Genomic DNA, 13,530 nt, shown 5'->3' on the forward strand with positions numbered 1-13,530 from the left:
GCCCGGGGCAGGGGCTCGGCGACCGGCGGCTCGACGGTGGGCGACTCGACGGTGGGCACGCGTTCGGCGGCGGCCGGCGGGCTGCTGGTCGTCGGGGACGTCATCACCGACGTCGTCGCGCGGCACCGAGGACCGCTCGCGGCCGGTACGGACACGGCTGCCTCGATCCGGACGGTGGCGGGCGGGGCGGGCGCCAATGTGGCGTGCTGGGCGGCGCACCGGGGCGCGGCGGACGTGCGGCTGCTCGGGTGCGTCGGGGCGGACGCGGCAGCCTGGCACGAGCGGGAACTGGTCGCCCAGGGAGTGCGTCCCCAGCTCGTCGTCGACCCGCTCGCGCCGACCGGCACGGTGATCTGCATGGTCGACGGGGGCGCCTCCGCGGAGCGGACGTTCCTCACCGACAGCGGCGCGGCCTTGCGGCTCGGGCCCGCCGACTGGTCGGACGCGCTGCTCGACGGCGTGGCCCGGCTGCATCTGTCGGGCTACCTCCTGTTCTCCGAGCCGAGCCGGGACCTGGTGGGTGTGGCGCTGAAGGCCGCACGCGCGCGTGGAGTGCCGGTGAGTCTGGACCCGGCATCGGCCGGATTCCTCGCGGAGCTGGGAGCGGAGCGGTTCCTTTCCCTCGTCGAGGGCGTGGACGTCCTGCTGCCCAGCCGGGACGAGGCGTGCCTGCTGACCGGGCTGGCCGACGGGGCCGAGGCGGCGGCCGAGCTGAGCCGGCGTGTGCCGTTGGTCGTCGCCAAGCAAGGCCACCAGGGGGCGCTCGTGGCCCGCTCGGGGAAGGTACGCGCCCGTGTCCCGGCCGTACCGGCGACTGCGCGGGACACCACCGGCGCCGGTGACGCCTTCACCGGCGCGTTCCTCGCCGCCCTGCTGGCGGGCGCCGGGCCGCGGGACGCCGCGGCGGAGGGGTGCCGGGCGGGTGCGCGCGCGGTGGAACGGGTGGGCGGCAGACCACCCGGGCCGGGCTGACCGGCCCGGCCGACCTCGAGGCACCGACCGCCACCGACTACTGCTTGCGCCCCCACGCCGAGATCATCGGTGCCGTCGTCAGATCGAGCGCGCCCGACGTGACGTTCTCGAGGTGCCGGTCGATGTCCTGGTCCGTGGCCAGGCCCGCGGTGACGAGCTGGTCCCGGATCTGACGGATCGTGACCGACTCCAGAGCCGCGCAGGCCGGCGAGGCAAGGGGGAAGTAGGCGTCTGCGTGGACCCGGGTCAGCCCGGCGTCCCGGAGCAGCCGCGGCAGGGTGCGGCCGCACGGCAGGTCGGTCCCGCGATCGGCGAGCAGTCTGCGGAAGCCGTGCCGCAGCCGGTTCGCGAGCTGCTGCGCGGGGCCGTGCTCGTCGGGGCAGAGGAGCGGCTGGAGCGCGGGGTCGGCGTCCTCGACGAGGAGCCGGCCTCCGGGGCGCAGAGCCTTGACCATGGACCGCAACGCCCGTTCGCGGTCGGTGACGTGGACGAGGGCGAGGCGGGCGTGCACCAGGTCGAAGCCCTCCCCCGGCGGCTCCTGCCCGCCGAGGTCGTGGATCCGCACCTCGACGGGTGGCCGGGCGGCGGCGGCGAGCCGTGCGGTGTCGGTGTCGGTCGCGACGACGCGGCCGGTCGGGCCGACCTTCTTGGCCAGCCAGGACACCACGGTGGTGCCGGCGCCGACCTCCCAGCATCGCCAGCCGGATCCGACGCCGAGCGCTTCGAGGTGCCGGAACGTCGTGGGGTCGAAGAGAGCGGCGAAAGCGCTGAAGTGCTCCGCTGCCTCGGTCTGCCGGTTGTCCAGGAGGTACCCGTCGGTTCGCGTCATGCCACGATCATCCCAGTTGTCCGACTTATCCGTACGGGTCGACGCTCCGGCACGGAGGAGCGCGTCGTAAGCGTCCGTACTGAGATCGGATGCGTCCCGTACTGAGACCGGAGGCTCGCGTACTGAGATCGGATGTGTCCGTACTGAGAACCGTCCGGCGCGGGCATGCGTCGATGTGGCAGGGCCACGGCATCGGCGCCGTGGTTCGTCCACAGCCGGGAACCAAGCGGAATGGGCCGTATCCACAGGCTTACCCGCAGCTCACGCAGGCCTGGCAGACTGGCGCGCCACAGCACAGGAACGGCGCGGTGGGTTCCACGCAAGGAGATCCGGATGTCCATGGCAGGGAATCTGCGGAAGGTCACGAGCCTCGGCGGGGTCGGCGGTCTCCGCAAGGTGGCTCGGCTGGCCAGGCGGCGCCCACGCGTCGACCTGAGTCACCCGGCCCGGTCCCCGCTGGGCTCCTCGGTGGTGAACTGCGTGACGTACCGGGAGGGCGTCCGCACCCCCGAGCGCGGCGATCTGGTGGACACCGTGGAGCGGGTGCGCAAGAGCAGGGAGGGCTTCGTCTGGCTCGGTCTGCACGAGCCCACCGACCAGGAATTCGCCGGCATCGCCGAGCTCTTCGACCTGCACCCGCTGGCCGTCGAGGACGCGATCGAGGCCCATCAGCGTCCCAAGCTGGAGCGCTACGGCGAGACGCTCTTCGCGGTCTTCAAGACGGTCTGCTACGTCGAGCACGAGGAGCTGACGGCCACCAGCGAGGTGGTGAACACCGGCGAGATCATGGTGTTCGTCGGCGCGGACTTCGTGATCACGGTGCGGCACGGCCGGCACGGCTCACTGGGCCCGCTGCGCGAGGAGTTGGAGTCCGATCCCAGCCAGCTCGCCAAGGGCCCCTCGGCGGTGCTGCACGCGCTCGCGGACCACGTGGTCGACGACTACCTCACGGTCACGGACGCGGTGCAGGCGGACATCGACCAGGTCGAGACCGTCGTGTTCTCGGAGACCGGCGCGCGGGCCGACCCGGGGCGCATCTACCAGCTGAAGCGTGAACTGCTCGAGCTGAAGCGGGCGGTGGTGCCGCTCAGCCGGCCGCTCGAGGATCTCGCCACCCGGCCGATCCGGGCGGTCGACCCGGAGATACAGGCGTACTTCCGTGACGTCTCGGACCACCTTCTGCGGGCGAAGGAGCAGATCGCCGCCTTCGACGAACTGCTCAACTCCATCCTCCAGGCGCACCTCGCACAGGTCACGGTCGCGCAGAACGAGGACATGCGGAAGATCACGGCCTGGGCCGCGATCGTCGCCGTGCCGACGATGGTCTGCGGGGTCTACGGCATGAACTTCGACCACATGCCGGAGCTGCACTGGCGGTACGGCTACGGCATGGTCATCGGCGTGATATCGGTCGCGTGTCTCGCGCTGTACCGGGGGTTCCGGCGCAGCGGCTGGCTCTGACGCGGGCGGCGCCCGGCATGAAGCCGTGGGCGCGGGCGGCGCCCCGCACGGAACCGGTAACCGCGGACGGCACCCCGCACGAAGCCGGTCAGCGTGGGCGGCACCCCGCACGAAGCCGGTGGCGTCGGCGGCGTGCCCCGCACGGAACCGGTGGCGTCGGCGGAGTGCCCCGCACGGGTGGCGTCGGGCGGAGTGACCCGCGAGGTCAGTGCATCGCGGTCGTGGCGTAGACGCTCTCCGCCCAGGAGGCGATCTGGTCCTTCGCGAGATGCCGGGCCAGGTCGGCTTCGCTGATCATGCCGACGAGGCGCTTGTCCTTGATCACGGGCAGCCGGCGGATCTGGTGCTCCCGCATCTCCTGGAGCACTTCGCCGACATCGGCGTCCGCGTCGATCCAGCGGGGCGTGCCCTTGGCCATCTCGCCCGCGGTGATCCTCGCGGGGTCGTGGCCCATGGCGACGCAGCCGACCACGATGTCGCGGTCGGTGAGGATGCCGCAGAGCCGCTCGTTCTCGTCGCTGATGGGCAGGGCGCCGACGTTCAGCTCGCGCATGAGCTGGGCGGCGCGGTCGAGGGTTTCGTGGGCGGGGATCCACTGGGCGCCGCGGTGCATGATGTCTCCGGCGGTGGTCATGGAGTTCCTCCCGGTGCCGGACGGCCGGCGCGGAGCGGGACGCACCGCGAGTCCCGGCGCCCTTCATTTTCGCCGTGCCACCGGATGCCCGCACGCGGAAGCCGGGCGGCGAACCCGGGCCCGCTTCAGCCGCCCCACGCCGGATGACGCGGATCGTCGGCCCGCACCAGGACGTCCGCCGTCGCCACCGGGTCCGTCTCCTGCGCATAGCGCTCGAAGGCCGGAAGGGTCCAGTGCTCGGCCTCGGGGGTGCGGCGGCGCAGGGCGCCCTGGGAGAGGAGGACGTGAACGCTCAGATCGAAGGGGAACCAGTGCTTGAGGAGGAAGGGCCCGTGCAGCAACAGCACACCCCCGGGCGGAAGTTCGACGTAGGAGCTGCGGGTGGCGCGGTCGGCGGCCGGGTCCCACAGGTCGGGCAGAACGCGACCGGTGCCGTCGGCTTCCAGCGGGCCGAACACCTCGCGCCACAGGGCGCCGGTGTCGTACCAGCCGCTGTAGTAGGACTCGACGTCCTGGTGGCCGTACTCCAGCCGTACGGAGGCGGGGCGCCAGAAGCCCTCCGTGCCGACGACGAGCGAGGAGCGGCCGCGTACGCGCAGCGCCTCGGAGACCCGGTGGGCAAGGTCGCCCGGGCGGGCCGCCGGGGCGCCGTCGAAGGCGATGCGCGGCCAGGGGCTGCCGTCGGCGGGCTTCAGATCGAGCAGGCGTTCGGCGAGCTGGTCGCCGAGTCGTTCCCAGGTGATCGCTTCGAGTCGCACACGGCCCATGATGCGTCAGGCCCGGGCGGGAGGGGGTCCACCCGCGGCCGCCTCCCCGGAGCGGCGGCAGGGGCGCCGGGGTCTGTCGTGAAGTGCGTAGTTCGCTCCCCTGTCAGGGGGAATGAACCATGTATGGCCCGCCGTGTGACGCTCCCGCCCCTCACCGGACTTATCGTCTTCCAACCCCTCAAGCGGCGGTACTGCGCCGAGTGCCGGCGAGGGCCGCTGCCGCTGCTGATCCTCGAGGACGGCGCCCCGCGCTGCCTCGACTGCGCCGACCTCGGGCATCTGGTGTTCCTGCCGAGCGGCGACACGGCGCTGACCCGCAGGTCCAGGGAGGAGAGCGCGCTGTCGGCGGTGGTCGTGCGGTTCAACCGGCGCAAGAGCCGGTACGAGCGGCAAGGCGTCCTGGTCGAGGAGGAGGCGCTCGCGCGGGCCGAGCTGCGGTGCCTGGCGGACGCCGAGGCCAGACGACGGCGCCGGGTGCGGGACGCGCGGCGGCGGGTGGCTCAGGACGCTCTGTTCGCCCAGGCGTTCGCGACGGAGATACGCCGGTTGTTTCCCGGGTGCCCGGCCGACCGGGCACGGGCCATCGCCCTGCACGCCTCGGAGCGGGGCAGCGGGCGGGTGGGCCGCAGCGCGGCGGGGCGTGCGCTGTCCGAGGACGCGGTGACCGCCGCGGTCGTGGCGTCCGTACGGCATCTGGACACGCCGTACGACCGGCTGCTGATGAGCGGCGTTCCCCGACACGAGGCGCGGCGGCGGATCACGGCGGCGGTGGCGACGGTGCTGCGGGGCTGGAGCGAGGCGGGGCTCGGTTCGGCGGGGTGACGTAGGGATCCGGCGAAGTGACCGGAGGGCCGCCGGGAGAGCCGTTCGGTGGACGGTGGACGTCTGCTTATGGCCCCGCGCCCCTCGGCCATGGTCACCGTGCTCGTACGCGATTTCACTTGTGGTGAGGAAGGGCGCCGGGCAGGATCCCGGCTCGACGGGCGGGAGAGGGACATGATCGACGGACCGTACTTCGTGCTGACGGTGCTGGGTGTGCTCGGGACCGGACTGGTGGCCGGGGTGTTCTGCGCCTTCTCGACCTTCGTGATGCGGGGCCTCGGCATGCTGCCGCCCGCGCAGGGGGTGGCCGCGATGAAGGCGATCAACGTGGCCGCGGTGACGTTGCCGTTCATGATCGTGTTCCTGGGGTCGGCGGTGCTGTGCGCGGTGATCGCCGTGGTGACGTTCGTGCTGTGGCCGGACGAGGGGACCGTGGCGCTGCTGGTGGGCAGCGCGCTGTATCTGTTCGGGTCCTTCGGGCTGACCATGGTCGCGAACGTCCCGCGCAACGACGCGCTGGCCGAGCTGGAGCCGGGCACCCCGGAGGCGGCGGCGTACTGGCCGGTGTATGTGCGCGAGTGGACGCTGTGGAACCACGTCCGCACGGCGGCCTCGGCCGGGGCGGCGCTGTCGTACGTGCTGGCGCTCACCTGAGGGCGGCCACCCAGCCGTATATACAGACGCTCGCCCGACTGCCGCCCAGTCGTACGTGCCGGCGCTCGCCCGAAGGCCGCCCAGTCGAACGCGCCGGCGCTTCCCTGAAGGCCGCGCAGCCGTACGCGCCGGTGTTCGCCTGACGGCCGCGCCACGCGGCGACAGGCACCGGCCCGGAGGCGGACGTATCGTGGCGAAAAGACCGCCGCACCACGCACAAGAGGACGCGGCCGCACGAGTGCCGCACCACGACCGACAAGAGCGCCGCCCGAAGACGCAGGGCCTGCCACACGCGCACGCAAGGAAGACGGCCATGGCCGATCCCAAGGGTTTCATGACCACGCCTCGCCAGGACTGGCCACGCCGGCCGGTGGAGGAACGGGCGCGGGACTGGGACGAGGTCTACGTCCCCGGGGCGCTGCTGCCGATCATCAGCAAGCAGGCCGACCGTTGCATGGACTGCGGCATCCCCTTCTGCCACGACGCCTGCCCGCTGGGCAACCTCATCCCCGAGTGGAACGACCTGGTGTCCAGGGAGGACTGGCGGGCGGCCGCCGACCGGCTGCACGCCACGAACAACTTCCCGGAGTTCACCGGCAGGTTGTGCCCGGCGCCGTGCGAGGCGGGATGCGTGCTGGCGATCAACCAGCCGGCCGTCACCATCAAGAACGTCGAGTGCGCGATCGCCGACCGGGCCTGGGAGGAGGGCTTCACACCGCCGAGGCCTCCGGAACGGCTGTCCGGCAAGACGGTGGCGGTGATCGGTTCGGGCCCCACCGGACTGGCCGCGGCCCAGCAGCTGACACGGGCCGGGCACACGGTCGCCGTGTACGAACGGGACGACCGGCCCGGCGGGCTGATGAGGTACGGCATCCCCGAGTTCAAGATGGAGAAGCGCCACCTGGAGCGGCGGCTGGAGCAGATGCGGGCCGAGGGGACGAAGTTCCGGACGTCGACGGCGGTCGGTCGGGACATCGGGGCCGACGAGCTGCGCACCCGCTACGACGCCGTGGTGCTCGCCACCGGGGCGACGGCATGGCGTGAACTTCCGGTGCCGGGGCGGGAGCTGACGGGCATTCACCAGGCGATGGAGTACCTCCCGCTGTCCAACCGGGTTCGTGAGGGTGATCTGGAGACCTCTCCGCTGTCGGCCGCCGGGAAGCACGTCGTCATCGTGGGCGGCGGCGACACCGGGGCGGACTGTCTGGGCACGGCCGTCCGGGAGGGCGCCGCGTCCGTGACCCAGCTGGACATCTACGCGCTGCCGGACGCGGTGCGCGACGAGGACACCGAGCCCTGGCCGACGTACCCGATGCGGCTCTACCGGCTGTCCGCGGCCCATGAAGAGGCCCGTGACCTGCGGACCGCCCCGGTCGCCGACGCGGACGCGCGGCTGTTCGCGGCGTCCACGCTGCGCTTCGACGGTGATCCGCAGGGGCATGTGCGGTCGCTGCACCTGACCGAGGTGGACGCGCGGCGCCGCCCGGTGGAGGGCACCGGGCGGACGCTCCCCGTGGACCTCGTGCTGCTCGCCCTCGGCTTCTCCGGGCCCGACCGGGAGGACGGGCTCGTCGACCAGCTGGGGCTGGAGATGGAGCCCCGCGGGACGATCGCGCGGGACTCCGGTTTCGCCACGAACGTGCCCGGGGTGTTCGCCGCGGGCGACGCGGCCCGGGGGCAGTCGCTCATCGTGTGGGCGATCGCCGAGGGGCGGGCGGTGGCGGCGGCCGTCGACCGTCATCTGACGGGCAGTTCGAGGCTGCCGGCCCCGATCGGGCCGCACGACCGGCCCATGGCGGTGTAGCGCCCTGAGGCGGGACTCCCTCTTGAGGTCACCGCTGGTCCGTCCCCGCCACCTTCCCCGTCGACAGCGCCACCCGGTTCCAGGTGTTGATCGTGCAGATCAGGGCGATGACCTGGGCCAGTTCCCGCTCGTCGAACTGCGAAGCGGCCCGCGCGTAGACGTCGTCGGGGACGCCGGCGTCGGCGACGCGGGTCATGGCGTCGGTGAGGGCGAGGGCCGCCTGCTCCCGTTCGGTGAAGAAGTGGCGGGCCTCGCGCCACACCGCGACCATGTGCAGCCGGTCCTCGCTCTCGCCGGCCTTTCGGGCGTCGCCCGTGTGCATGTGGAGGCAGTAGGCGCAGTGGTTGAGGTGCGAGGAGCGGATCTGGATCAGTTCGACCAGGGCGGGGTCGAGGCCCTCGCGGGCGGCGGCGTCGAAGGCGATGAGGGCCCGGAAGGCCTTCGGGGCGGACCTGCCGAAGTCCAGCCGGGTCGTCGTCACCTGGGTGCTGTTCGCGCTCGTGTTCGTCGTCATGCCCATCAACCTACGGGCCGGAAAGACCCACTGTAGGGTGCATTTCCATGGCTGATTCGTGGGTCAATTCGGCGGAGCGGATCGGGTCCGACCTGCATCTGGAGCTGACCGGGCCGGGCGGCGGACGGGCGGCGCTGATCCGGGCGCTGCGCGAGGCCGTGCGCGGCGGGCGGCTCGCTCCGGGCACGCGGCTGCCGCCGTACCGCTCGCTCGCGGCGGACCTCGGCGTGGCCCGCAACACGGTGGCGGACGCGTACGCGGAGCTGGTCGCCGAGGGCTGGCTCACGGCCCGGCAGGGCTCGGGGACCAGGGTCGCAGAGCGGGCCGAGCCGCTGCGGCCCGCCCGCCGCGTGCCCAAGAAGGCGCCCGCACGCGCGCGTGGCCCCCGGCACGACCTGATGCAGGGCACGCCGGACGTCTCGGCGTTCCCGCGCACCGCCTGGCTGGCCTCCTACCGGCGGGCCCTCCAGCAGGCGCCCAACGAGGTCTTCGGCCCGGGCGACCCGGCCGGCCGGCGGGAACTGCGGGAGGCACTCACGGAGTACCTGGCACGCGCGCGTGGCGTGCGGACCGCACCGGACCTGATCGTGATCTGCTCCGGTTTCGCGCACGCACTGCGGCTGCTGTTCGGAGGCGGCGTCCTGCGCGGACCCTTGGCGGTGGAGGCGTACGGACTCGGGTTCCACCGGGAGGTCCTGGCCGCCGCCGGTGTGCGGACCGTGCCGCTCCCCCTCGACGAACACGGGGCGCGGGTCGACCGACTGGGGCGCGAGCGGGCGGTGCTGCTCACACCGGCGCACCAGTTCCCCACCGGCGGACCGCTGCACCCCGGGCGCCGGGCCGCCCTGATCGACTGGGCGGGCACGCGGGACGGGCTGGTCCTGGAGGACGACTACGACGGGGAGTTCCGCTACGACCGCAAGCCGGTCGGCGCCGTCCAGGGACTGGACCCTGAGCGCGTCATCCACATCGGCTCGGTCAGCAAGAGCCTGTCGCCGGCGGTGCGGCTGGGCTGGATGGTGCTCCCCGAGCGGTACGTCGACGCCGTCCTGGCCGCCAAGGGCGAGCGCGAGGCGTGGGCGAGCGTCCTCGACCAGCTGAGCCTGGCGGACTTCATCGTCTCGGGATCGTACGACCGGCACGTGCGCCGGATGCGGCAGCGGTACCGCGGCCGCCGGGACCGGCTCGTCGCGGCACTGGCCGAGCGCGCGCCGCACGTCGAGGTGACCGGCGTGGCGGCCGGGCTGCACGCGGTGCTGCGGCTGCCGCCCGGCACCGAGGCCTCCGCGGTCAAGGCCGCCGCCTGGCAGGGCATCGCCCTCGACGGCCTCGCCGCGTTCCGGCACCCGGAGACGGACATGCCGGCGGACGACGGTCTCGTGGTCGGGTACGCGACGCCCTCCGAGCACGCCTACGGGCCGGCCCTGGAGGCGCTGTGCGGTGCACTGCCGCCGCCGTGACCGGCCCGAGGCGGAACCCGGAGGACCCGGAGGGGCCTAGGCCTTGCGCCCGACCGCCCCGTAGCCCGGGATCACCCCGTCGTCCTGGCCGGGCACGGGCTCGCCCAGCTCGGGATGCCAGTGGTGCGGCACCTGGACGCCGGGCTCGACGAGGTCGAGGCCGTCGAAGAAGCGGCTGAACTCCTCGCGGGAGCGCAGGGCCAGGGTGACACCCGCGGCGCGCATCTTCTCGGTGGCCGCCTTCGACTCCTCCGGGGTGAAGTCGGCGGTGGCGTGGGTCATCACCAGGTAGCTGCCGGAGGGCAGTTCGGCGAGCAGCCGGCGGACCAGGTCGTGGGCGCCGTCCTCGTCGGAGACGAAGTGCAGCAGCGCGATGAGCGACAGTGCGACGGGCCGGGTGAAGTCCAGGACCTTCCTCGCGCCCTCCAGGATGGCGTCCGGGTCGCGCACGTCGGCCTGGAGGTACTCGGTCGCGCCCTCGTCCGAGCCGCGCAGCAGCGCCGCCGCGTGTGCCAGGACGATGGGGTCGTTGTCGCAGTAGACGACCCGGGCTCCGGGGGCGGTCTCCTGGGCGACCTGGTGCAGATTGGGCTCGGTCGGTATGCCGGTGCCGATGTCCAGGAACTGCCGTACGCCGTTGCGGGCCAGCCAGCGTGTGGTCCGGTGCATGAACGCGCGGTTGACCCGTGCCATCACCGGCACCCGGGGGTCGAGGGTGAGCATCTGCCGGCCCATCTCCTCGTCGACCGGGTAATTGTCCTTTCCGCCGAGGTACCAGTCGTACATCCGCGCGGGATGGGGTCTGGTCGTGTCGATCTGGACGGCCGACATGGGGTCCTGCCCGGTCATGAGGTTCTCCGTAAGGCACACAGGGTGGTCAATTCAGCACCGAATCAAGGAAGTCGAACAACAAAACGGCAATCACGTCAGGACAGCAGGAAGTCCGCCTCCCCCGCCTTGGCTCCTTCGATGAAGGCGGTCATCTCGTCGGTGGTGTAGATCAGCGCCGGCCCGTCCGGGTCGGTGGACTGCCTCAGGGCGATCCGGCCGTCGGCGAGCTTCATCGCCTCCAGACAGTTGCCTCCGTTTCCACCGCTCCACGGCTTGTGCCAGCCTTCGCTGCCCAAGTCACGCGCCGGCATGCCGTTGTAGACGTGTTTGCGCGGCTTGATGCGATCCATTCACAGCTCCTTGCGGAGATCCCGGAGGATCTCCTTCGTGCGATGTGCCGTAGCGGCCTGCGCCGCCATGCGGTCCATGACCTCGAGGTGGGTCGCCACCTCGGTGCGCGCGTCGAGATAGACCGCGCCGGTCAGGTACTCGCTGTAGACCATGTCCGGCAGTTCGGGCATGGCGAATCGGAACAGCACGAACGGTCCGTACGTGCCCGGGTGCGGCCCGCCCGCGAACGGGGCGATCTGCAACGTCACGTTGGGGAGCTTCGTGGCGTCGAGCAGTTTGTCGATCTGGGCGCGCATCACCTCCGGGCCACCGGCCGGGCGCCGCAGCGCGGTCTCGTCCATCACGACCCAGAGCCGGGGCGCGTCCTCACGGGTGAGCAGGGCCTGGCGCTGCATGCGCAGGGCGACATGGCGCTCGATGTCCTCGGGCCGGGTCTGGCCGATGGCGCCCGACCGGAGCACTCCGCGCGCGTAGTCCTCGGTCTGCAGCAGCCCGGGGACGAAATGGGGCTCGTAGCTGCGGATGACACTGGCAGCGCCCTCGAGGCTGACGTACATCGAGAACCAGCCGGGCAGGATGTCGTGGAAACGCTGCCACCAGCCGGGCTTGTTGGCGTCCTCGGCCAGCTGGACGAAGGCTTCGGCTTCCTCGTCGGAGGTTCCGTAGGCCTTGAGGAGCAGTTGCAGATAGGGGATTTTGAGCGCGACCTCGGCCATCTCCATGCGCCGGACGGTGGCGGGGGCGACGCGCAGGATGCGTGCGGCCTCCTCGCGCCGCATCCCCGCGCGTTCCCTCAGGTCCAGCAGGCGTCGGCCGAGCACGACCTGACCGACCGTCGGTGCGGACCGCGGTTCACTCACGCTCCACCTCCACGAAGAGTTCTGACGAGCCGGCCGGAAAAGAACGCTGACAGCCCGGCGGCGCCATTCGAGGACCCTTTCGAAGAACTGATCCGAACAAGCGTTTCGAACGAATCTTCGACGATCTCAACTGGCGCCGCGCGGGGTGCTGTTGCGAGCAGTGTGCCACGGCCTTCCAGACCGTCACACGGCACTCTGCAATTTTCAGAGTGACACTTGCCAAGTGTTCACGGCGGGGCGATAGTGGCAAGCGTGATTCCGTCCGCGCCCTTAGGAACAGACGCCGCCGCAAGCCCTCCCGGGCTTGGCGCCGCTACGGGAGAGACCCCCCTCGGGGCCGCTGCCGAGCGCCGGTTCCGTTTCGAGCTGGCCGCACATCCGGGTTCCCCCGCTCAAGCCAGACGTCTGACGCGGGCCCGGCTGACGGGCTGGTCGGTGTGCGAGGACACGTGCGACAGCGCGGCCCTGGTGGTCTCCGAACTGGTCACCAACGCCATCGTGCACACGGCGAGCACCCACATAGCGTGCGAGCTGCTCGACGGCGACGACCTGGTGCGGATAGCCGTGCGCGACGAGGGCTGCGCCCCCGGCCAGCCCCACGCCGCCAGCCGGACAAGGCCCGAGGAGGAGCACGGGAGGGGACTGCTCCTCGTCGACGCCCTCTGTCATTCCTGGGGTGCCCATGAGAACGGCCCCGGGCTGCTGGTCTGGGCCGAGCTGCCACACACGGCGGACACCCCGGACGCCTCTGACGCCCCCGGCGCCGCGGACTGTCCGGCCGGGCCCCGGAGCGACCTGGGCTGGGGCGCCCGCCCCAAGCGGGGTCCGTCCGACGACCCGGACGACGGGACCGAAACCCATCAGGCGCGGCACCTGCGCGGCGCCCCGGAGGTTCCCCCGCAGAAGCACCACCGAGAGCGGAGGCACGCATGAGCCCGGTGCGGGGAGGCCGCGTGCTGAACCTGGACACGCTGGTGCGCGTCCGGCGCGGACTGCACACGCCGGGCCCCGCCCTGCGACTGCCCGTCCCCGACGGCATGACCGCCCCGCTCGGCTGCGACGCGATCGCCGTCTCCGCCCGCGTCGGCCCGCTCGTCATGCCGCGGCTGCCCCGGGTGGGCTGCGTCTACGCCGACGACGCGCACTGGTGGTGGCTGGTGCCGGCCGATTCCGACCACGCCCTGGAATGGCCCGCCCCGGCGCGGTACGTCACCGGCGCGATCGTCCCGGACCTGCCGGAGATCCCCGAACTGATCCACCGCCCGGACGGCACACTTCCGTACACCCCGCCGATCCCCCTCTACCTGGCACTGTGCCGCGTGACGGGAACGGCCCCGTCCTGGTCACGCCCGGTCAGCGCGTAGGCGGCACACGGCCGGCCCTCACGCCACCGGCCTTGGCACGACCGGCCCTCACGCACCCGCCCTCACGCCACCGGCCTCTGCACGACCGGCCGTGCCACGACCGCCCCCATTCGACCGGCCCTCGCGCGAGCGGCTGTCGCGCCGCAGAATTCCGCACCCGTCCCTGAACGACCGACCGGCCCCGCAGAGACCGGGACCGCCCCCCGC

15 protein-coding genes are annotated in these 13,530 nt (G+C 72.4%); 8 read left to right on the top strand and 7 right to left on the bottom strand.

The features are described from left to right. Positions 1-36 precede the first annotated feature (36 nt). Positions 37-972 (top strand): carbohydrate kinase family protein, encoded by a 936-nt coding sequence (locus K4G64_RS33900; RefSeq protein WP_221759759.1) that lies wholly within the window; start codon positions 37-39, stop codon positions 970-972. A gap of 37 nt (positions 973-1,009) precedes the next feature. Here the strand turns inward: K4G64_RS33900 and K4G64_RS33905 are convergent, their stop codons facing one another. Beyond that, positions 1,010-1,801 (bottom strand): methyltransferase, encoded by a 792-nt coding sequence (locus K4G64_RS33905; RefSeq protein WP_221759746.1) that lies wholly within the window; start codon positions 1,799-1,801, stop codon positions 1,010-1,012. A gap of 333 nt (positions 1,802-2,134) precedes the next feature. Here K4G64_RS33905 and K4G64_RS33910 point away from each other — a divergent pair, with 333 nt between their 5' ends. Beyond that, positions 2,135-3,262: a magnesium and cobalt transport protein CorA gene (locus K4G64_RS33910; RefSeq protein ID WP_221759747.1), complete on the top strand. Its 1,128-nt coding sequence runs from the start codon at positions 2,135-2,137 to the stop codon at positions 3,260-3,262. Positions 3,263-3,467: 205 nt separating this feature from the next. Here K4G64_RS33910 and K4G64_RS33915 read toward each other — a convergent pair whose 3' ends face one another. Together K4G64_RS33915 and K4G64_RS33920 are read right to left on the bottom strand one after the other, a co-directional pair. Further along, on the bottom strand, positions 3,468-3,896 hold the full coding sequence (locus K4G64_RS33915) for a CBS domain-containing protein (protein ID WP_221759748.1): 429 nt from the start codon (positions 3,894-3,896) through the stop codon (positions 3,468-3,470). A 125-nt stretch (positions 3,897-4,021) separates the two neighbouring features. Beyond that, positions 4,022-4,663: a uridine kinase gene (locus K4G64_RS33920; RefSeq protein WP_221759749.1), complete on the bottom strand. Its 642-nt coding sequence runs from the start codon at positions 4,661-4,663 to the stop codon at positions 4,022-4,024. 123 nt (positions 4,664-4,786) lie between these two features. Between K4G64_RS33920 and K4G64_RS33925 the strand changes: the two genes are divergently transcribed. The 3 genes from K4G64_RS33925 (at position 4,787) to K4G64_RS33935 (ending at position 7,943) form a co-directional block, all read left to right on the top strand. Continuing rightward, on the top strand, positions 4,787-5,485 hold the full coding sequence (locus tag K4G64_RS33925; protein ID WP_221759750.1) for a DUF2293 domain-containing protein: 699 nt from the start codon (positions 4,787-4,789) through the stop codon (positions 5,483-5,485). A gap of 174 nt (positions 5,486-5,659) precedes the next feature. Then, a complete protein-coding gene (locus K4G64_RS33930; protein WP_221759751.1) occupies positions 5,660-6,139 on the top strand; it encodes a DUF1772 domain-containing protein in 480 nt (159 codons plus the stop codon). A gap of 313 nt (positions 6,140-6,452) precedes the next feature. Further along, the gene (locus tag K4G64_RS33935) at positions 6,453-7,943 is read left to right on the top strand and encodes a glutamate synthase subunit beta (protein WP_221759752.1); all 1,491 of its coding nucleotides are present in this window, start codon (positions 6,453-6,455) and stop codon (positions 7,941-7,943) included. A 28-nt stretch (positions 7,944-7,971) separates the two neighbouring features. Here K4G64_RS33935 and K4G64_RS33940 read toward each other — a convergent pair whose 3' ends face one another. Then, entirely contained in the window at positions 7,972-8,457 is a 486-nt protein-coding gene (locus K4G64_RS33940; RefSeq protein ID WP_221759753.1) for a carboxymuconolactone decarboxylase family protein, read from the bottom strand. A gap of 47 nt (positions 8,458-8,504) precedes the next feature. Here K4G64_RS33940 and K4G64_RS33945 point away from each other — a divergent pair, with 47 nt between their 5' ends. Further along, positions 8,505-9,917: a PLP-dependent aminotransferase family protein gene (locus tag K4G64_RS33945; RefSeq protein ID WP_221759754.1), complete on the top strand. Its 1,413-nt coding sequence runs from the start codon at positions 8,505-8,507 to the stop codon at positions 9,915-9,917. A gap of 36 nt (positions 9,918-9,953) precedes the next feature. Here the strand turns inward: K4G64_RS33945 and K4G64_RS33950 are convergent, their stop codons facing one another. The 3 genes from K4G64_RS33950 to K4G64_RS33960 all read right to left on the bottom strand — a co-directional run bounded on the left by K4G64_RS33950 (position 9,954) and on the right by K4G64_RS33960 (position 11,959). After that, positions 9,954-10,766, bottom strand: coding sequence for an SAM-dependent methyltransferase (locus K4G64_RS33950; protein ID WP_221759755.1), 813 nt, complete (start codon positions 10,764-10,766; stop codon positions 9,954-9,956). A gap of 77 nt (positions 10,767-10,843) precedes the next feature. Further along, positions 10,844-11,098: a DUF397 domain-containing protein gene (locus tag K4G64_RS33955; RefSeq protein ID WP_030852880.1), complete on the bottom strand. Its 255-nt coding sequence runs from the start codon at positions 11,096-11,098 to the stop codon at positions 10,844-10,846. Beyond that, on the bottom strand, positions 11,099-11,959 hold the full coding sequence (locus K4G64_RS33960) for a helix-turn-helix transcriptional regulator (RefSeq protein ID WP_221759756.1): 861 nt from the start codon (positions 11,957-11,959) through the stop codon (positions 11,099-11,101). Between the two features lie 216 nt (positions 11,960-12,175). Between K4G64_RS33960 and K4G64_RS33965 the strand changes: the two genes are divergently transcribed. Next, complete coding sequence (locus K4G64_RS33965) at positions 12,176-12,892, top strand: ATP-binding protein (RefSeq protein ID WP_260461349.1); 717 nt, start codon at positions 12,176-12,178, stop codon at positions 12,890-12,892. Further along, positions 12,889-13,323, top strand: a complete 435-nt coding sequence (locus K4G64_RS33970; RefSeq protein WP_221759758.1) for a hypothetical protein — start codon at positions 12,889-12,891, stop codon at positions 13,321-13,323. Before K4G64_RS33965 ends, K4G64_RS33970 begins: the two co-directional genes overlap by 4 nt. The last annotated feature ends 207 nt before the right edge of the window (positions 13,324-13,530 follow it).

Origin of the sequence: Streptomyces sp. WAC04114 (assembly GCF_019733245.1) — a bacterium.
In the GTDB taxonomy this organism is placed as follows: Bacteria; Actinomycetota; Actinomycetes; order Streptomycetales; family Streptomycetaceae; genus Streptomyces; species Streptomyces massasporeus_A.